Raw genomic sequence first — 18876 nt, 5'->3', positions numbered from 1 at the left:
CTCGGCTCGGCTCGGCTCGGCTCGGCTCGGCTCGGCTCGGCTCGGCTCGGCTCGGCTCGGCTCGGCTCGGCTCGGCTCGGCTCGGGCGAAGGCCCTGTCCACTCATGGTCACGCCCGCGGCGAGGCGGCGGGCATGGACAGCGACGCGACGTAGTCGCGCAGGGCCGCCGCGGCGACGGCGAGCGGGAAGCGGGCGCCCAGGTGCCCGTCCGGGCGGACGACGAAGCCGGTCGGGCCGTCCGGGTCGTAGAGCCGGGCGAACTCCCCTGCGGCGTCGTGGTATCCGGGGACAGCGGCCAGTCCGTCCAGGCCCGTCCGGGGTGCCTCGCGGGCGAGGACGGCGAGGGTCTGCGGGCGGTGTTCCGCCTGCGGGCCGCCGTCGGGCCACCGCACCACCCCGCTGGCGACCGCCGCCGCGGCCAGCTGGGCGGGCTCGGCCGCGTACAGGAGCAGGACGTGCTCCGTGCGGCCCCGCAGGATGTCGAGCAGGCGTAGCAGGTACGCGGCGACGGCGGTCGTCAGGCCGGCGCAGTCCGGAGCCCGGTCGCCGGGCCGGGGCGCTCGGGCCTGTCCGTAGGTGCTTCGGGCGAGGGGGCCGCCCCGGTAGCTGACGAGCAGTTGGGCCTCGCGGAGCATCACGGTCCGCGGGTCGTCGGGGTCGGCGTCGGTGCCCTGGGTGGCGTGACGAACGGTGCGGCCGACGACCTCTTCGCCGACCGGGCGGCGCTCGGCGTCGTAACTGGCGAGCAGGTCGGGGCCCGCCTCGCCGCGGCAGGCGAGGGCGAGCTTCCAGGCCAGGTTGCCGGCGTCCTGGATGCCGGTGTTCATGCCCTGCGCGCCGGTGGGCGGGTGGATGTGGGCGGCGTCGCCCGCGACGAACACCCGGCCTTCGCCGTAGCGGTCGACGATCCGGTGGCTGATCCGGAAGACGGAGGACCAGCGCATCCGGGAGAGGGTGGCCGGCATGGGGCCGAGGCGATCCACGACGGCCTGGATGTGGGGCAGTTCCGGGGCCCTGCCCGCCTCCAGGCCGTGCGCCACGCCGTCGCCCCTCGCGGTGCCGCCCGTGCCGTCCGAGCTGCCCGTGCCGTCCGGGACCGTGGCTGCCGTGGAGAGCCCGGGCGGGACCAGCATCGACATGCGATAGCGCCCCGTCCCGGGTAGCGGGATGCAGACCAGCAGGTCGTCGGTGGATCCGTCGTCGGCGACGTGGCTGGACCGTACGCCGTATCCGTACGGCAGGTCCCAGTCGGCCTCGACGTCGGCCAGCATGTACTCCTCGGGGAAGGCCCCGCCCTCGAAGGTCAGGCCCAGCTGCTTGCGGACGGTGCTGTGGGCGCCGTCGCAGCCGATCAGATACCCCACCCGGGCCTCCTCCTCGGCGCCGGCGGCCGTGCGGAGGACGGCGGTGACCCCGTCTTCGTCCTGCGTGAACGACAGCAGCTCGGTGCCGCGCTCGATGGTCGTGCCCAGGCCGATGACGTACTCCTCCAGGAGGCGCTCGGTCTCGTACTGCGGGAGCGCGGCGAAACCGTACGGCACCTCGGGCGGCAGCGTGAGCTCGATCCGCACCCGTTCCCGGCCGTTGACGTAGACCAGCTGCCCGCGCATGTCGATCGCCGCCTCCAGGGCGGCGCGGGCCAGGCCCATCCGGTCCCATATCTCCACGGGTGCGCGGCTGGATCCCGACGGCCTTGGCGTACGGGAGGGGGGCCGCGAGCCGGTCGATGAGGCGGCAGCGCACGCGCCTGCGGCGGAGCTCGGCGGCGGCGCTCAGTCCTACGGGACCTGCGCCCACGACGAGGACATCGGTCGTGCGGGTGCGCGCCACGGCTGCCTCCCAGCGGCTGATCCCCGGGTCGGTCCCCGACTCCCCCGCCGTCGTCCCGGTCGTCTCCATCGTCACTCGGCGGTGCGGGAGCGGCGAGCCGGGGATCCGGGAAATCAGTGATCGTTCCGGGGGCTGTCGTGGTGCAATGCGCGCATGACGAATCTCGTGGAGAAGGCCCGGCTGTTCCGTTCGCTGCACGTCCCCGGTAAGCCCCTGGTCCTGCCCAACGCCTGGGATGCCGCGTCCGCCCGGGTCGTGGCGGAGGTCGGTGCGCCCGCGGTCGCGACCACCAGCGCCGGGGTGGCGTGGTCTCTGGGCCACGGCGACGGGGATCACCTGAGCCGTGACGAGGCTCTGGGTGCCGTCGCGCGGATCACGGCCGCCGTCGACGTACCCGTCACCGCCGACATCGAGCGTGGCTACGCGGCCGACCCCGAGGGAGTGGCCGAGACCGTGCGGGGCGTCCTGGCGGCCGGAGCGGTGGGCATCAACCTGGAGGACAGCCTGCGGCCCGTCGCCGAACAGGTCGAGCGGATCGCGGCCGCGCGCCGGGCGGCGGACGAGGCGGGCGTCCCGCTGTTCGTCAACGCGCGCATCGACACCCACCGGATGCCCTCCGGCGACCCGGCGGCATGGCTGGCGGAGACGCTCGTCCGTGCCCGCGCCTACGAGGCGGCCGGTGCGGACGGCATCTTCGTCCTCAGTGGTCTGGACACGGCGACGATCGGGCTGCTCGTGGACGGTTCGCCCCTGCCGGTGAACCTCGTCGCCGGACCCGGCGCGCTGCCCGTCTCGGCGCTCGCCGAAGCGGGGGTCGCCCGTGTGAGCGCGGGATCCTCCATCGCCGAGGCGGCGTACGGACTGGTCCGACGGGCCGCCCGTGAGCTGCTGGAGCAGGGCACGACGGGCGCGCTGGAGGGTGGATTCGACTACGCGACGCTCAACGAACTGCTGCTGGCGGACCGTACGACCTGATGCGTGCGGGGGGCTACTTCCAGGGGGGCTACTTCCACTCGTAGATCTTGGCGGTGGCCTTCCCGCTCTCCTCCACATGGAACTCGAAGAGGCCGGCGATGCCGGTGAGTCGCGCGAACTTCTCCGAGACGGTCTCGAAGAAGAGCGCACCGCGCCAGTCGACCGCGCCGGTGTCGTCGAAGCGGCCCACGCCGGAGCCGTGCCAGGTGATCGTCTCGCCCTCCTGGGTCATCAGGACACCCTGGCCTTCTCCCCAGAGGGTGCCGTCGGCCCGTAGGACCGACTCGTACGTGCCCATGTCCTTGACCCCGACGCCCAGGAGGGTGCCGGTCGCCTGGAAGGACGCCTCCATTACGGGGTGGCCGCCGTCGGTGGACAGCACCCGGATTCCCGTGGTGTCTCCTTGTTCCTCGCCGAGCAGGTCGCCGAGCATGATGGGACTCCTCTCCGCGGATTCGACGCATGGGTCCCCTCTTCCGGACTACGCCCGGCCATGGGAGCTGTCAACCGGAGTCCCGGGGGCCGCGCGTCAGGGCAGGTGTGACAGCAGGAGCTCGGTGAGGCGGTCGGCCGTGCGGAGCGGCAGGTAGTGGTCGGCGTCCGGGATCGTCTCGCCGCGGGCTCCGGGGATGTCGGTGGCGAGTCGTTCGGCGATCACCGCGATCTCCGGGTGGTCGTGGGCACCGTGGACGACCAGAGTCGGCGCGGTGATGGCTCCGAGGTGCGGTTCGGCATCACGGCCCGTGGAGACGACGCAGTGCTGTTCGCTCACGACTCGCCGCTCGGCGTTCGAGGCGACCATCGTCTCGATGAGGTCCGCCCCGGGAGCCGTACGGCCCATGGCTGCCCAGATCGACAGTTCCAGCTCGGCCAGGGTGGCCGTGTCCCGCCCGCGCCGAGCCGTGGAGTAGGCCGACAGCTCGGGGCTCTCCGGCCAGACGTGACCGCTGACCGAGGCACCGACGAGGGCCAGGGCGGCGACGCGCTCCGGGTGGGCGAGGGCGAAGTCCAGCGCGGTCTCCCCGCCCATGCTCAAGCCGACCAGCGCGGCTCGGCGCAGTCCGAAGTGGTCGAGGACGGCGCGCAGATCCTCGACGTCGCCGAACGGCTCGCTCGGTGGTGTGGAGCGTCCGAGTCCGCGGGCGTCGTAGCGGATCACGTCGTGGTGGCGGGCCAGCTCGGGGACGACGGCGTCCCACAGACGGGAGTCCATGCCGGCGCCGTGCAGGAGCACGACCGGGGTTCCGGTGCCGCTGCGCTCGGCCCAGAGTCGACCGCCGTCGGGGGTGGGGACGAGGGCTTCGTGTGCCGGTCCGTCAGATCGTTCGGTGAAGTCGCTTGTCACGCGTTGATCATTTCAGAGCGTGCCGACCCTCGGGAGGGCCGCCGTTCGAGGCGGACGCCGGCGCGCGTACGCCCGTACTATCGAGGACTCTGATGGGCGGACGGGGCGGGGGCGGGGTTCATGGGGACGTCGAGGTCGGTGAGTCGACGTGGGTGGCTGATGCTCGGCGGGCTCTTCGTGCTGGGCGGGGGCGGCGCCGTCGCGTGCGCGTCCGGTGACGGCAAGGCCGAGCCGGACCTTCGGGAAGTGAACACCGACGTCGAACCGTTGCAGCGCCGGTTCGGAGCGATCGGCCGGCTGTCCGACCCCCACTGGCTCGGCTACAACCCGAACGACTCGGGGCGCGAATGGATTCCGGACCAGGATCCGCGGATCCGGGTCGTCGGGGTGGCGCGGCTGCCCGCCGGGGCCGTCACCTCCATCGTCGCCAAGCCGGTGCACGCCTTCGAGCCCTCCGTGCTCCCTCACCCTCCGGAGGAACTGGCGGAGTTCCTGCCCGAGGACGCCGCGTGGGTGAGCAGTGTCCGCTACGACAAGCTCATCACCGGCTCGCTCTACATCGGCCGGTTCCACCTCTCCCCGACGACGGACCACGTGTACTTCGACACCGTGAACCCCGAGATCGTGACGAGCACGCCGTCCATGCAGTGAGGCGGGCGCGCACGCCATCCTCACCTCACCCGCCGGGCCACCGCCCGCCGGCATGGTGCAGGGTGGATCCCATGCTTGCTGATCATGACGAGTACGACGTGGTCGTCACCGGCGTGGCTCCGGTCGGGGCCCTCGTGCGCACCGAGGGGTACGAGGGCTTCATCGACCAGGCCAAACACCCCTCATGGTGGTCGGACGCGCCCCGCCCGGCAGTCGGTGACCGCATGCGGGCCGTGGTGCTGGACGCCACCAGGAATCCGGCTCGGTTCAGCGCCCTGCCGAGTGACATCCGGACGGCCCGCGGCCTGCGCCACACCCGCCCGCTGGAACGGCTCTGCCCGCCGCCGCACGACAGTGGCCGGGCCGTCGAATGGGACGCCGTCGAGGAGAAGTTGGGCCTCGTCCTGCCGGCCGACTACAAGCGGCTCGTCCGGACCTACGGCGGCGGGGTCTTCGCGGGGCTGCTCTGGCTCCTGGAGCCGGACTGCCCCGACGCGATGTACGACCTCGTCGCCCAGACCGCCGAACGCGAGGAGATCCTCGCCGGTCTCTGGGACATGGGCGAGGAGAAGCCTTCGGAACTCGAAGCGGGCGACGTGCGGCTGGTGCCCTGGGGGTACGTGGAGGGCGCGGGCCACGTCCTGTACTGGCTGGTCCGGCCCGGCGTCGAGCCGGAGGAGTGGACCGTGATCCTCAACGAGGGCCGCGGCCCGTACTGGGAGGCCCATGCGATGTCGTGCAGCCGGTTCGTCCTCGATGTGGTCGCCGGCACGACGACGTCGTACTACTTCGACGACATCGACGAGATCGCCGACCCGGAGGAAAGGACCCTCTTCCTGCCCACCTCACGGATCCTCAGCCGCTAGGGGGTGCCTGGTAATCGATCTTGTGGTGGGTCGTGGCGAGGGCGCCTCGGGCCGGGGCCGGGCGGCCCCGCCGCAGGCCCGACGCGATCGCCCCGGACAAGGCGTACTCGTCCGGGGCGATCCGTCAGACCCTGCGGCGCAGGGGCACCCGGGGTGAAGGCCGGCATCTGCCGGTCACCGTGCCGATGGCAGGCTTCCCCGACGTCACGACGTGATCCACGTGCGTTTCTTATGCGCATGTGCCTGAATGAAGAGAGGTGAGTTGCCCCTCGATCACACAGCTCCGGACAGTGAATCTGGAATCGCTGCTTCCTTGTGGAAGTTTACGCAGGGCCCACCAATGCGACGTTATGCGATCGCTGAAGTGAGCAGATCGCCGGTCGCGTCACTCGGCGTGCGAGCCCTGCGAGCGGACGGGCCCACCCTGGATGTCTCAGTCGGAGGCCCACCCGCCGCATCAGGACGCCCCTCTGTGCTGTAAGGCGCCGTCACGCCGAGCCGTCACCCTGATCAGAGGATGGTGAGTCGTCATGACCCAGCAAATGAACCGGAACATCGCAGAACCAGGTCACGAGGAAATGGTGGCACGGGTTCGCGAAAGCCTGAAGAAGTCCGGAATCGACTCCTTCGATGCGATCGTGGAACGGTTGGCTGCGACCGCACCTCGAATCACGCATGAAGATCACCTCATGATGATCGGCCACACCGAAGGCGAGGCCCAACTGCCCCCGAGGCCACACCGACCGCCCGAGATGATGGTGGTGATCGACGGCGAGACGAACGAGCCCGAAACGGTCCACGAATTCGATGGACAAGCGCTCTACTCGACGCCTGGTCTCGATGGGAAAGGGAACGAAGTTCTCTACATGTTCACCTCACTCGAGGGGATGAGGGACCACCTTGTCGCTCATGCACGCCACGGCGACATCGGCACCTCCAACCCGGACTCACTCTCGGTCGACTCGCACTACTACGAGCACGACGACCTCGGTGGAGACTGGCTGCAGAATGGCCCCGGAAGGGGATGGAGTAACCTCAAGAATGTGCCCCGCGGAATCTTCGGCCTGGGGGACTGGAATGACATAATTTCGTCGGTCGACTGGTGTCGATGGCACATAACGCTGTTCGACAGGCCCAATTGGGGAGGCTCGCGGCTCGAACTTCCGGCCGGTCGGACACGCTACCACCTGAGCAATTTCGGATGGAACGACTGCGTCTCCGGAACCGTGAACTGGGGGAGACGCTTCTGAATTCTTGGAAACACACCAATTGTTGGCACTCGACACCCTGACGAGGTCCACCTCCCGTCCACGGTTCAGGAGGCCGCCAACCGGTCTGCGCGCCTCAGCCCCGGAAGCCCTCGGTCGGGACTTCCGGCAGCCCCCTCGACATCGGGGGTGGCGTGGCGAGAATGGGATTCCACGCCACGCGATGGGGGCAGCGTGTCACTGTTCATTCGGGCGAGCGGCAGGCAGCACGACAGCGGTGGGGCCCGGGGGTGGATCAGGTACGTGGCGGCCGTCGGGGTCGGTGCCTTCGCTCTGGCGCTGGCCGCCACCTGGACCTCGGGACCGCTGGCCACCGGGATCGGCGCGGCCGCCTCGGCCGTCTACGCGCTCGTCGCGGACCTCCTGCAGCCGTCCCAGCGGGTCCATGCTCCCGGCGGCGCCCTGCTCCGTACGGCGGCGGGACGCGTCCCCCGCTTCGGTCGGCTGGACCGGCCCGAGCTCGCGGGGGTCCACCCTGCCGACGGACCCGGTGACCGTCGCGCTCCTCCGCCGTACGTGGAGCGCGACGCGGAGCCCTCGGTTCGCCGGGCGCTGGAGGACGGCGGTTTCGTTCTCATCGTCGGCGAGTCGACGGCCGGGAAGACGCGCCTGGCGTACGAGGTCGCGCGGTCCCGGTTTCCCCGGCACGCGTTCGTACGACCCATGGACCGGAGCGCGCTGGCCCCGGCGGTCGCGGTGGCTCGTCGGCGTCGCCGCGCCGTGCTGTGGCTGGACGATCTGGAGAACTACCTGGGCGCCGACGGTGTGACGGCGCCCATGGTGGACGAGCTCCTCGGGCGTCGACCCGGGCGCGTCGTCATCCTGGCGACGATGCGCTCGGAGGAGTTCCGGCGGTACGACGCCCGCGAGGAGAGCCGGCTGACGGGGTCCGACCGGGACGCCTGGCGCGTCCAACGCGACGTGCTGAACGCGGCGGTGAAGATCCGGCTCGAACGGCACTGGTCCGAAGCGGAGCAGCTGCGCGCCGCGGCGCATCGCGAGGATCCACGGATCAGGCTCGCGCTGGAGAGCGGCGACCGGTTCGGACTCGCCGAGGTCGTGGCGGCCGGACCGGAGCTGCTCACCGCCTGGCAGAACGCCTGGGCTCCCGGAGCCAACCCCCGGGGTGCGGCGGTCGTGGCCGCCGCCGTCGACTGCCGCCGGTCGGGACTGCGGCGGCCGGTCAGCAGGGAATGGCTCCAGGACCTCCACCGTCCCTATCTCGCCGAGCGCGGAGGGCCCGACCTGCAGCCGGAGCCCTTCGCCGAGGCGATGGCTTGGGCCTGCCAGGCCGCGTACGCGACGAGCGGGCTGCTGATCGGGAACTACAGCCAGGGGTACACCGCCTTCGACTACGTGCTGACAGCCTCGGACCTGCCGCCCGTGCCCGACCACCTGTGGGACGCGCTGCTGGCCCTCGTCGAGCCCGCCGACGCCTACGACATGGGGCTCGTCGCGCATCAGGCAGGCAGGCTCCCCCGGGCCGCCGCCGCCCTCGAACGGGCCCGCGCGGGAGGCGCGGCGGAAGCCGACTTCCTCCTCGCGATCGTGACCGGCGACCGCGGCAGGCCACGGCACGCGGCCCGCGACCTCCTGCGCGTGGTGGAACGGAGGAGGGCGGCACTCGGCGCGGCTCACCCGGAGACACTGGCCGCCGTCCACCAGTGGGCGTTCTTCACGGGCGAGTCCGGCGAGGCCCGGGCCGCGTCGGCAGCGTTCGTACGGCTCGTCGCCGACGCCACGGCGGCACTGGGCGCCGAACACACCGACACCCTCGCCGCACGGCACCAGCAGGCCTACTTCGCGGGCGAGGCGGGCGAAGTCGACACAGCTGTACGGGAGTTGGCCGCCCTCCTGGACGTTCGGCTGCGGCGTGCGGAGGCCGACCATCCGCAGGCCCTCGCCGTGCGGCGCAGCCTCATCTGGTTCTCCAGCCTGCGGGGCGACCTCGCGGAGGCGGAACGCGAGCTACGCCTGCTCCTCACCGACGCCGAACGGGCCTTGGGGCCGCACAACCCCCATACCCTCGCCATCCGCAGCACCCAGGCGGCGTTCGCCGCGCAGGCGGGCCGCACCGAAGAGGCGATCGCGGAGTTCACCCGGCTCGTCTCCGAGCGGAGCCGCCTCCTCGGACACGACCACCCCCATGTGACGCACAGCCGACTCCAGCGAGTCCAGGGGCTGATCGCCGTCGGACGCGGCGCGGAGGCGCGGGGCGAACTCACGGAGATACTCGAGGAAGCGCGACGAGTCCTCGAACCCGGTCACCGACACCTCGTCCTGGCACGCTCCCTGCTCGCTCCGCCTCGGCACGAGCCGTGACCGCCGCCGCCCGGCCATCGGGGCGGAGTCACTGCACGTTCAGTCGGAACGGGTGGGTGAGGTCCTCCGGGCAGGAGAAGACGCGGAGTTCGCCTGAGCGGCCCATGGTGAGCTTCGGGTCACCCCCGCTGTCCAGCGTCAGGAGAAGTCGCATGCGGGCCCCGCAGGCGCAGTCGATCGGCACGAGGTCGGTGAGGTGCCAGCTCGGCCAGCCTCCGGCCTTCCAGCCGCGCAGGCAGGCCAGGTGGCGGTATGCGACGGCCCGGGCATCCGCCCACGCGTGTGCCGTGCCGACGAGCTCCGCCGGGAGTTCGTCCTCCGCGGGCAGATCGACGACGCGGACCGGGTCGAGGACGCAGGGACGGGGGAGGTAGACGCCCTTGGAGTGCTCCGGCCGCGGAGGGTCGGCCACCGTGCGGACCGACGCCGCTGCGCGGTGGCGCACTTCGACGTTCGGTCCCCAGTAGTGCGGCTGGCCGGGCGGCTCGGCATGGTCGTCCGGGCACCACAGCAGCTGGAGCAGGTCCGCCCCCTCCGGCAGGGGCAGGCCGGGGACGTCCCGGGCGTGGAGCTGGAGCACCGGGATCATCGGCACGGGGGTGGCGGGGTGCTCCGAGACGGTTCGGATCCGTTCCCAGGTCTTCAGGTCGATCGCGCTCGCCCCGTCCATGATCCGGGTCCTGGCCTCGTCCTCCTCCGCCCTCATCACGGACGAGCCTCGGGTCCGCGCCCGCCTGCGGGCCTTCATCCGGCGGTCGTACTCCTGCCAGAGCTCGCGGTCCCCGTCCGACAGCCTCTCCCGCTTCCCCACCACGTGCGGGGCCCGGCACACCGGCCACGGCTCGTCCGCCGGCCACAGCAGCGTTCCGCCGACGGAGCTGTCACGGGGGCCGGGGTCGCCCGCCGTCGGGCGGAGGAGAGTCGCCGGGCGGGCGTACGCGGCGAGGAGGTCGGGTACGTCATCGACCGGTGTCGGCCACATGGAGGCGCGGCCGGCGTCTTCCTCGGTCACGGTCGCTGTTCCTCCAGTCCTGCCGCGGCGGTGTCGATCATCCAGTGCATCACCGAATCCGGCAGCGCCGGGTTCATGACGGCGTCCCGCCCGAGGTCACGGTCGCGCAGCGCACGGACCAAGGACCGTGCGGGCAGTGCGGGATGACGGGCCGCCGCATGCCGGACGGCGGCGCTCCCGTCGTCGAGCAGGCGGACCGCCGAGGCCGCCGAGAGACGGGGGTCGGTGGCGGCCCGGAGCCGGACCTCGCCGTCCTCGTCCCGGCTGAACCGCTCCACCAGCTCGGGGGTGGATTCGGGGTCGTCCAGGGCCAGTTGGCGAAGGCGTGGGTGCGGGTCGGTCGCGTACGGGAGCAGGCCCGCGCGTGGGAAGTTGGGGTGGGTGCGAGGGCGCCCGGGTGAGCTGAAGCTGCCGTTCCACCACTGCCAGACCTCCAGCAGCATGTCGGCCGGCGCGTCGTCGCAGGATTCCGCGAGGAAGAGGCGTACGACCCTGTCCTCGTCCCGCGCGAGGCGTTCGACGACATCCGGCGGGAGATGCCGGGCCCTGGCGACGGTGCCGCGCAGCAGCGGGTGGCATGAGGCGGCGATCCGGCGCATCGCCTCCGGGTCGCCATGGAGGTCCCGCACCCAGGGCACGTCGTGCCGCATGCCGTCGAGGTCGAGGCCCGGCAGGCATTCCGCCCGCTGCTCCTCGGAGAGTTCGGGGTGGACGGACGCCGCCCGGCGCACCGGCTCGTTCTCGTCCGCCAGGAGCGCGGCGAGGGCGGCGGCCGGCAGTCGGGGGTGCGCGGCGAGGGTCCGTCGTACGTCCGCGTGTTCGTCGGCGGTGAGGAGGGCGAGCGCCTGGGGGTGCGCGTGCGGATCGGCGGCCAGGGTCCGTCGGATGTGGGGGTCGTCGTGCGCGGCCAGGGCCTCGTACGCGGCCCGGTCCATCGGGCGGGGCGAAGCCCCCGGGTGGGGTCGGGCATCGCCGGCGGCGGCGGCCCGTACGGACGGGTCCGGATCGGCGGCGAGGGCCGACAGGAGGTGTGCCGGGAGGCCGGGGGTCCTGGCGGCTTCCGCGCGGACGAGAGGGGACGGGTCGGTGGCGAGCCGTTCGTGTCCTGCTTCCGTCAGGCCGCCCCTGGCGGCGGCGATCTCGACGAGCAGAGCCCTCCGGGCCGGGCTGCCCTCGCCGAGGACCAGGGCGGTCCACTGCTCGGGGGCCATGGGCCGCCGTCGCTCGGCGAGCGCGGCACGGATCTGCGGGTCGGCGTGCGCGAGGGCGGCGTCGAGGACGGCAGCGGACGACGTGCGGTGCAGGAAGGAGACGGCTCCGAGGTCGAGCAGCCGGATCAGCACCTCGTCGCTCGCGGCGTCGTTGAAGCCGAGCCAGTCCACCCACGTCCCCCACAGCCGTTTCGTGGGCCGGAGCCGCGCGCTGCGCAGCCCGTCCCATGCGGCCTCGCGCTCCTCGGGGGTCTCCCGCGCCGTCGCCCGGGCCTCTTCCTCGCGTCGTTCCCGGACTCCGCCGACGGCGACGAGCCAGACCTCGTACTCCTCACAGGTCACTCCGAGGAGTGCGTCCCCGTCCACGGAGAGCGTGACGAACTCGGGCTGCCCGGCGCGGTCGCCGAGGACGCCCGCGAGGTCCCAGGTCGCGGCGAGGCGGACCCTGGCCCAGGTGTCGTCGTCCGCGACATGGATGAGGAACTCGCCCTTGTCGTCGATGACTCCGTACTCGCGCGCGAGTCGGTGCCACTGCACGTTGAGTGCCGGGACGAGGTCGGGTCGGTCCTCACGGACGGTGGCGGTCGGCACGGCCTCGTACCAGATGACGGGTCGCCAGGCGGCCGCGGGTGTCAGGACGTTCTCGGGGCCCCACTCCCCCACGAGCTCCAGTCCCGCCCGCTCCAGCAGTGCGGCCAGTTCCGCCCTCGTACGCCCGCGTCGGTTCCCCATGGCGCCATCCTGCCCGAGTCGGCGGGTGGGGCATCGCGGCGGGGGCACCAGTGCCCCCTCACGTCACTCCACCGTCCCCCACCATGCCCCGGCGGGCCCGGCGTCCGCCGCCGGGTGGTCGGCGGCGCCGTCGCGAAGGGCGAGCCGGGAGACGATGCGGTAGCGGTCGCCGCGGTAGAGGGAGCGCACGTACTCGACGGGTCTGCCGCCCGTGTCGGAGGTGATCCGGTCGAAGAGCAGCGCGGGTGAGAGGACGGGGACGTCCAGCAGCGCGGCCTCCTCCTCGCTCAGTACCGTCGGTTCGATGGACTGCACCGCGTGGGCCGTGCGGATGCCGCGCTTCTCGCGCAGGTGGGCGTAGAAGCCGCCCTCCATGTCGGCGACGGTGAGACCGGGGACCAGGTCCGCCGGGACGTGCAGGTGCTCCAGGGCGATCGGGTCGCCGTCCACATATCGGAGGCGGGTCACGTGCACCAGCTCCGCCGCCGGGGAGAGCGTGAGCTTGCGGCCGATCCGCGCGCCGGCTCGTACGGTGCGGAGTTCGAGCACCCTGCTCGTCCAGCCGCCCCGGCCGCCCTGACCGCGGGGCGCGTCGGCCGTGTGCTGTTCGGCGACCAGTTCCTGGGTGATCTTGGCGGGGGCGACGAACATGCCCCGGCCGTGCTCCCGCACCAGCAGGCCCGTGGCCACCAGTTCGTCGACCGCTGCGCGCAGGGTGGGGCGGGAGACGCCGAGGGTGGCGCAGAGGGTGCGCTCGGAGGGGATGGCGTCACCGGGGCGGCGGGCGTCGATGACGGTGAGCAGATGCTCCCGTACGCGCTCGCGCTTGAGCTCCGGCCGGGCCGCGCCATCCGACTGCGCCCCGGCCTGCGCGTCCGGCCGCGCCTTGGCCGGCCTGTCCGGCTGCGTCCTGGCCTGCGCGTCCGGCTGCGTCCCTGCCTGCGCCTTCGGCTGCGCGCTGCCCTCTCCGTGCGGCTTCATCCCGGCCCTTCTCCCCGTCGTCCGATCGGTTGCGCGTCAGTATGCATCCCCCTCGGTGGAGGAGGTCACGAGGCCGTCGCGCGTGAAGTCGAGGCGGGAGACGATGCGGTAGCGGTCACCGCGGTACACCGAGTGGACGTACTCGACGGGACGGCCCGCGGTGTCGAGGGTGAGGCGTTCGATCAGCAGGGCGGGCGAGAGGACGGGGACGTCGAGGAGCGCCGCCTCGTCCTCGCTGACGACGGTGGGTTCGATCGACTGGGTGGCCTCCTGGACGTGGACTTCGTGGTGCTCCCGCAGGTGGTCGTAGAGGTCGCCCGCTTCGAGCTCCTCCGGGGTGAGCGCGGCGCCGACCAGGTCCGCCGGGATGTGCAGGTGCTCGATGGCCATGGGGGCGCCGTCGACGAGGCGGAGGCGGGCGATGTAGAGCAGTTCGGCGGCGGGCGAGAGGCGGAGCCTGCGGCCGATGCGGGCGCCGGCCCGGACCGTGGCGGATTCCAGGACCGTGCTGGACCAGGTGCCGGAGGCCCGGGGGACGGCGAAGGCCGCGTCGTCGGGGGCGAGGCGCTGGGTGATCTTGGCGGGGGCGACGAACATGCCGCGGCCGTGTTCCCGTACGAGCGCGCCTGTGGCGACAAGTTCGTCGACGGCGGCGCGAAGGGTGGGGCGGGAGACGCCGAGGGTCGCGCAGAGGGTGCGCTCGGACGGGATCGGGTCGCCGGGGCCGCCGGCTTCGATCAGGCCCAGGAGGTGCTCCCGTACGCGTTCCCGCTTCAGCACCCCGCTGGAGGAGTCGTCGTTCATGCCGTGCCGCCCTTCATGCCACGCCCCCTGCTCGTCAGACGTCAACTGGTCAACTGGTAAGTCGGATACTAGTCGGCCGAGTTGACCTGTCATCGACTGAACAACACATCTTTTCCCGGGGATTGACGGCGCGATTGGTCCATGCCACCTTCTGGACACAGACCTGACCACCTAACCAATTGGTCAACTATCCATCGAGGTGCCCGTGCAGACTCTCCCCCGTACCGTCGTCCTCGCGACGGCTGTCCTCCTCGCCGCCACGGCCTGTGGCGGGCCGAGCTCCCCGGCCGCCGACGGCGGGGTGGAGAAGGTGACCGTATGGATCATGAAGGACAGCGTCACCGACTCCTTCCTCACCCGCTTCCGTGCCGGCTTCGAGGCGGAGCACAAGGACATCGACCTCGACATCCAGATCCAGGAGTGGGACGGCATCGGCGAGAAGGTCACGGCCGCCCTCGCCAGCAAGGACGCCCCGGACGTCATCGAGGTGGGCAACACCCAGGTCGCGCAGTACGCGGCGAGCGGCGGCGTCCGCGACCTCAGCGACAAGGTGACCGAGCTGAACGGCGCCGACTGGCTCCCGGGGCTCGCCGAGCCGGGCAAGGTCGACGGCAAGCAGTACGGCGTCCCCTGGTACGCGGCCAACCGTGTCGTGATCTACCACAAGGACCTCTTCGCCGCGGCAGGCGTCACCGCGCCCCCGAAGACGCAGGCCGAGTGGCTCGCCGTGACCGCGAAGCTCAACCGGGGCAGGACCCAGGGCATCTACCTCCCCGGCCAGAACTGGTTCACCCTCTCCGGCTTCGTCTGGGAGGAGGGCGGCGACCTCGCCGTCCAGGACGGCACGGCGTGGAAGGGCGCGCTCGACACCCCGCAGGCCCTCGCCGGCATGGACTTCTACCGGCGCCTCCAGTCCCTCGGCAAGGGTCCGAAGGACGCCGACGAGGCGAAGCCGCCACAGGCAGAGGTCTTCGCCAAGGGCGACGTCGCCCAGATCATCGCCGTGCCGGGCGGCGCGAAGATCGTCGAGGAGATCAACCCCGCGCTCAAGGGCAAGCTCGGCTTCTTCCCCGTGCCCGGGAAGTCTGCGGACCGGCCCGGTGCGGTCTTCACCGGCGGCTCCGACCTCCTCGTCCCCGAGGCGTCGACCCACCCGGAGGCCGCCTACCGGGTCGTCGCGGCCCTGGCGGGCGAGAAGTGGCAGACGGACATGGCGAGAACGATGAGCTACGTCCCCAACCGCACCTCACTCGCCCGCGTCATCCAGAACGACGCCGGCACGGCCGCGATGGCCGCCGGCGCGGCCCAGGGCCGGGCCACACCCAACTCCCCGCAGTGGGCGGCCGTCGAGGCCACCAACCCGATCAAGCAGTACATGACCGCCGTGCTGACGGGCGGCGATCCGGCGACGGCGGCCGCGACCGCGTCCCGGAGCATCACGAAGACCCTCGGCTCGTGACCGGGCCGGAGGCGACGAGCCGACCGGCACCGACGAGTCGCCCAGGACCGAAGCACGACCCGCGACCGAAGCTTCGGCCAGGACCGAAGAACCACCCGCGGCCGAAGCACCACTCAGGGCCGAAGCCCCGCCCAGGACCGAAGCGCCTCCCCCGCCTCCCCCATGGGTCCGCCCTCTGGCCGTACCTCCTCGTCGCCCCTACCGTCCTCGGCGGAGCACTCCTCCTCGGATACCCCCTCGTCCGCAACCTGCTGATCTCCTTCCAGGAGTACGGCATGGGCGAACTCATCCGCGGCGGCGCCCCTTTCGTCGGCCTCGACAACTACCGGACCGTCCTGACCGACCCCGAGTTCTGGGCGGTCGTTCGGCGCACCTTCTGGTGGACGTTCGTCAACGTCGTCCTGATCATGGGGTTCGGCACGCTGATCGCCCTGATGATGCGGAAGCTCGGCCGGCGGATGCGGATCCTCGTGACGAGCGGGCTCGTGCTCGCGTGGGCCAGCCCCGTCATCGCCACCACCACCGTCTTCCAGTGGCTCTTCGCCTCCCGCCTCGGCGTGGTCAACTGGCTCCTCGTCCGGCTCGGGTTCGAGTCCTTCGAGGGCTACTCGTGGCTGGCCGACGGCCCCGCCGCGTTCACCGTCCTCGTCCTGCTCGTCGTCTGGCAGTCGGTCCCCTTCGCCGCGATCACCCTGCACTCGGCGCTGCTGACCGTCCCCGCCGAGCTGTACGAGTCGGCCCGGCTGGACGGGGCCGGCGGCGGGCGGATCTTCCGCTCGATCACACTGCCCCTCCTCCGCCCGATCTTCGGCCTCGTCCTCTGCCTCGAAGTCATCTGGGTCTTCCGCTGCTTCGCCCAGATCTGGGCCGTCACCAAGGGCGGTCCGGGCGAGGCGACGACCACCCTGCCCGTCTACGCCTACCGCGTGGCCCAGTCCCTGCACCGCTACGACCTCGGGGCGGCCGTCTCCACGCTCACCGTCCTCCTCCTCGTGGCCGCGCTGATCGCCTACTTCCGCCAGCTGCTCCGACAGGAGGCCGACCGGTGACACCCCGCTCCCGTCTCCGTTCCCGCTCCCGCTCCTTGCGCCGACTCCCCCTGAACACGGCGGCGGCGGTCGTCTTCGTGCTGGCCGTCTTCCCGGTGTACTGGATGGTCCTCACCGCCTTCCGTCCGACCCGTGACATCCAGTCCGAGACCCCGGGCTTCCTCCCCGTCTCCGTCACCCTGGAGCACTTCGGGAAGGCCGTGGCCGCCGACGGCTTCTGGACTTTCTGGCGCAACAGCCTGCTCGTGACCGCCGGGTGCGTCCTGCTCGCCCTGGTGGTGGCGCTCGCCGCCGCCTTCGCCGTCGCCCGGATGCGCTGGCGCGGCCGGCGCGGCTTCATCCTCATGGTCTTCCTCGCGCAGGTCGCACCCTGGGAGGCGCTGTTGATCCCGATGTACGTCATCGCCCGGGACGCCGACCTGCTCGACCGGCTGGCGACCCTGAGCCTGATCTACTTCATGATCACCCTGCCGTTCACCGTCGTCACCCTGCGCTCCTTCCTGGCGGCCGTCCCGGCCGAGCTGGAGGAAGCCGCTCAGGTCGACGGCTGCACACGCGCCGTCGCCTTCCGCCGTGTGACCCTCCCCCTGCTCGCCCCGGGGCTGCTCGCGACCTCGCTCTTCGGATTCATCACCGCCTGGAACGAGTTCGCCTTCGCCAACATGCTCGTCATCAAGAACCAGGACGACCGCACGCTGCCCGTCTGGCTCTCGTCCTTCTCCAATGTCTTCGGCACGGACTGGGGCGCCACCATGGCCGCCTCCACCCTCTTCGCCCTGCCCGTACTCGTCCTCTTCCTGGTCCTCCAGGGCCGGGTCTCCGCCGGAATGACCGGCGGAGCCGTGAAGGGATAACGCACCTCGATGCCCCTGCCCCGACTCGTCCCCGCACCCACCCACCTCTCGCCCCTGCCCGGCCGGTTCACCTTCGACGCGAGGACCGCGCTGAGGGTCTCGCCCGGCGCCGACCCCGCCGCGCGACTGCTGCGGACCCTGCTCGGGCCGGCCACCGGGCTTCCGCTGCCCGCCCACCCGGACGGCTCCGTCGTCCTCGCCGTCGACAGCGCCCTCACCGGCCTCGGTGAGGAGGGGTACGGGCTCACCGTCGGCGCAGAAGCGATCCTGCTGCGGGCCGCCCACCCCCGTGGACTCCTCTCCGGGGTCCAGACCCTGCGCCAGCTCCTGCCCGTCGAAGCCCTCGGCGACGAGCCCGCGCGCGGGGTCGAGTGGTCCGTGCCCTGCGTCCAGATCACCGACACCCCGCGCTTCCCCTGGCGCGGTTCGATGCTCGACGTCGCCCGCCGTTTCCGCCCCGTCTCCTACCTCCACAGGTACGTCGACCTGCTCGCCCTCCACAAGCTCAACGTCCTCCACCTCCATCTCACCGACGACCAGGGCTGGCGCATGCCGGTCGCCGCCCTCCCCCGGCTCACCGAGGTCGGCGGGGTGCCGCACGGCGGCGCCTACACCCGGGCCGAACTCACCGGGCTCGTCACGTACGCGGCGGAGCGCGGCGTCACCGTCGTGCCCGAGATCGAGATGCCCGGCCACGTCCGCGCCGCGCTCGCCGCCTACCCCGAGCTCGGCAACCACCCGGGGCGTACGTATGACGTCTGGGACCGGTGGGGCGTCTGCGACACGATTCTCGGCGTCCACGACGAGGCCCTCGACTTCTGCCGCACCGTCCTGGACGAGGTGATGGACGTCTTCCCCTCCTCGTACGTCCACATCGGGGGCGAGGAGTGCCCCACCACCGAGTGGCACACCTCGGCGTCCGCGCTCCGGCGGGCCGCCGAGGAGGGGCTCGCGGGTCCCGACGCCCTGCACGGCTGGTTCATGGAGCGGATCGGACGGCACCTCCTCGACGCGGGCCGGCAGCCGCTCAGCTGGACCGAGAACGGCGCCGACCTCCCCCCGTACTTCACCGTCATGCCCTGGCGCGACTCCGACCACGGCCGCGTCGCCGTGCAACGCGGCCACCGCGTCGTCATGGCACCCCACCGCACGACCTACCTCGACTACCCCCAGTCCACGAGCCCTTCCGAACCGCCCGGCCAGGCCGGCGAGGTCGTCGACCTCCGCACGGTCCACGGCAACGACCCGGCGCCGGCGGAGTGGAGCCCCGAGGAGTCGGCACGGGTCCTCGGCTCCCAGGCCCAGTTGTGGACCGAATACGTGCCGACCGCGGCGCACGCCGAGTACCTCACGTTTCCCCGGCTCTGCGCCCTCGCCGAGGTCGTCTGGACCGGCCGGCACGACTGGCCCGGCTTCCAGGAGCGCCTCCGCCACCACAGGACCCGGCTCGACGCCCTCGGGGTGCCGCGCCGTCTCTCACCCGTGTCCGTCCCCACCTGAGGAGAGGAACCACCAC

General features: G+C 72.0%; 16 protein-coding genes and 1 pseudogene. 10 read left to right on the top strand and 7 right to left on the bottom strand.

The genetic code is table 11. The annotated features are described in order from the left end of the window. Positions 1-108: 108 nt before the first annotated feature. A pseudogene (locus SGA01_RS01710) lies at positions 109-1831 on the bottom strand (FAD-dependent monooxygenase). 153 nt (positions 1832-1984) lie between these two features. Between SGA01_RS01710 and SGA01_RS01705 the strand changes: the two are divergent. Next, a complete protein-coding gene (locus tag SGA01_RS01705; RefSeq protein WP_141292544.1) occupies positions 1985-2806 on the top strand; it encodes an isocitrate lyase/PEP mutase family protein in 822 nt (273 codons plus the stop codon). Positions 2807-2834: 28 nt separating this feature from the next. Here SGA01_RS01705 and SGA01_RS01700 read toward each other — a convergent pair whose 3' ends face one another. Both SGA01_RS01700 and SGA01_RS01695 read right to left on the bottom strand, forming a co-directional pair. Next, positions 2835-3239, bottom strand: coding sequence for a hypothetical protein (locus tag SGA01_RS01700; RefSeq protein ID WP_141292542.1), 405 nt, complete (start codon positions 3237-3239; stop codon positions 2835-2837). A gap of 96 nt (positions 3240-3335) precedes the next feature. Then, entirely contained in the window at positions 3336-4151 is an 816-nt protein-coding gene (locus SGA01_RS01695; protein WP_141292540.1) for an alpha/beta fold hydrolase, read from the bottom strand. Between the two features lie 138 nt (positions 4152-4289). Here SGA01_RS01695 and SGA01_RS01690 point away from each other — a divergent pair, with 138 nt between their 5' ends. The 5 genes from SGA01_RS01690 to SGA01_RS01665 all read left to right on the top strand — a co-directional run bounded on the left by SGA01_RS01690 (position 4290) and on the right by SGA01_RS01665 (position 9258). Further along, a complete protein-coding gene (locus tag SGA01_RS01690) occupies positions 4290-4802 on the top strand; it encodes a hypothetical protein (protein WP_141292538.1) in 513 nt (170 codons plus the stop codon). 71 nt (positions 4803-4873) lie between these two features. After that, positions 4874-5668: an SMI1/KNR4 family protein gene (locus SGA01_RS41670; protein WP_229917702.1), complete on the top strand. Its 795-nt coding sequence runs from the start codon at positions 4874-4876 to the stop codon at positions 5666-5668. Between the two features lie 32 nt (positions 5669-5700). Then, entirely contained in the window at positions 5701-5883 is a 183-nt protein-coding gene (locus tag SGA01_RS42750) for a hypothetical protein (protein WP_371865962.1), read from the top strand. Between the two features lie 315 nt (positions 5884-6198). After that, positions 6199-6918 (top strand): hypothetical protein, encoded by a 720-nt coding sequence (locus SGA01_RS01670; protein WP_141292537.1) that lies wholly within the window; start codon positions 6199-6201, stop codon positions 6916-6918. Positions 6919-7110: 192 nt separating this feature from the next. Next, complete coding sequence (locus tag SGA01_RS01665; RefSeq protein ID WP_141292535.1) at positions 7111-9258, top strand: tetratricopeptide repeat protein; 2148 nt, start codon at positions 7111-7113, stop codon at positions 9256-9258. Between the two features lie 28 nt (positions 9259-9286). On the opposite strand, the gene SGA01_RS01660 is transcribed toward SGA01_RS01665, so the two are convergent. From SGA01_RS01660 to SGA01_RS01645, 4 genes are all read right to left on the bottom strand, one after another. Further along, positions 9287-10270: a hypothetical protein gene (locus SGA01_RS01660; RefSeq protein WP_141292533.1), complete on the bottom strand. Its 984-nt coding sequence runs from the start codon at positions 10268-10270 to the stop codon at positions 9287-9289. Continuing rightward, positions 10267-12213 (bottom strand): PE-PGRS family protein, encoded by a 1947-nt coding sequence (locus SGA01_RS01655; protein WP_167533972.1) that lies wholly within the window; start codon positions 12211-12213, stop codon positions 10267-10269. Before SGA01_RS01655 ends, SGA01_RS01660 begins: the two co-directional genes overlap by 4 nt. Before the next feature lie 63 nt (positions 12214-12276). Beyond that, positions 12277-13194: a GntR family transcriptional regulator gene (locus tag SGA01_RS01650; RefSeq protein ID WP_141292531.1), complete on the bottom strand. Its 918-nt coding sequence runs from the start codon at positions 13192-13194 to the stop codon at positions 12277-12279. Positions 13195-13230: 36 nt separating this feature from the next. After that, positions 13231-13998: a GntR family transcriptional regulator gene (locus SGA01_RS01645; protein ID WP_141292529.1), complete on the bottom strand. Its 768-nt coding sequence runs from the start codon at positions 13996-13998 to the stop codon at positions 13231-13233. Between the two features lie 199 nt (positions 13999-14197). Between SGA01_RS01645 and SGA01_RS01640 the strand changes: the two genes are divergently transcribed. The 4 genes from SGA01_RS01640 (at position 14198) to SGA01_RS01625 (ending at position 18860) form a co-directional block, all read left to right on the top strand. Then, positions 14198-15457, top strand: coding sequence for an extracellular solute-binding protein (locus SGA01_RS01640; protein WP_141292527.1), 1260 nt, complete (start codon positions 14198-14200; stop codon positions 15455-15457). Between the two features lie 248 nt (positions 15458-15705). Then, positions 15706-16506: a carbohydrate ABC transporter permease gene (locus tag SGA01_RS01635; protein ID WP_141292578.1), complete on the top strand. Its 801-nt coding sequence runs from the start codon at positions 15706-15708 to the stop codon at positions 16504-16506. Next, positions 16503-17360 (top strand): carbohydrate ABC transporter permease, encoded by an 858-nt coding sequence (locus tag SGA01_RS01630; RefSeq protein WP_371865961.1) that lies wholly within the window; start codon positions 16503-16505, stop codon positions 17358-17360. Before SGA01_RS01635 ends, SGA01_RS01630 begins: the two co-directional genes overlap by 4 nt. 9 nt (positions 17361-17369) lie before the next feature. After that, the gene (locus SGA01_RS01625) at positions 17370-18860 is read left to right on the top strand and encodes a beta-N-acetylhexosaminidase (protein ID WP_141292525.1); all 1491 of its coding nucleotides are present in this window, start codon (positions 17370-17372) and stop codon (positions 18858-18860) included. Positions 18861-18876 lie beyond the last annotated feature (16 nt).

Origin of the sequence: Streptomyces gardneri, from assembly GCF_006539185.1 — a bacterium.
Taxonomy (GTDB): Bacteria; Actinomycetota; Actinomycetes; order Streptomycetales; family Streptomycetaceae; genus Streptomyces; species Streptomyces gardneri.
This window is presented reverse-complemented; position numbering and strand designations above follow the sequence as displayed.

What these genes read in the sequence shown, in the direction of transcription:
- SGA01_RS01705 (WP_141292544.1), top strand. Translation starts at nt 1,985, where the DNA reads ATGACGAATCTCGTGGAGAAGGCCCGGCTGTTCCGTTCGCTGCACGTC.
- SGA01_RS01700 (WP_141292542.1), bottom strand. Translation starts at nt 3,239, where the DNA reads ATGCTCGGCGACCTGCTCGGCGAGGAACAAGGAGACACCACGGGAATC.
- SGA01_RS41670 (WP_229917702.1), top strand. Translation starts at nt 4,874, where the DNA reads ATGCTTGCTGATCATGACGAGTACGACGTGGTCGTCACCGGCGTGGCT.
- SGA01_RS01670 (WP_141292537.1), top strand. Translation starts at nt 6,199, where the DNA reads ATGACCCAGCAAATGAACCGGAACATCGCAGAACCAGGTCACGAGGAA.
- SGA01_RS01655 (WP_167533972.1), bottom strand. Translation starts at nt 12,213, where the DNA reads ATGGGGAACCGACGCGGGCGTACGAGGGCGGAACTGGCCGCACTGCTG.
- SGA01_RS01650 (WP_141292531.1), bottom strand. Translation starts at nt 13,194, where the DNA reads ATGAAGCCGCACGGAGAGGGCAGCGCGCAGCCGAAGGCGCAGGCAGGG.
- SGA01_RS01645 (WP_141292529.1), bottom strand. Translation starts at nt 13,998, where the DNA reads ATGAACGACGACTCCTCCAGCGGGGTGCTGAAGCGGGAACGCGTACGG.
- SGA01_RS01625 (WP_141292525.1), top strand. Translation starts at nt 17,370, where the DNA reads ATGCCCCTGCCCCGACTCGTCCCCGCACCCACCCACCTCTCGCCCCTG.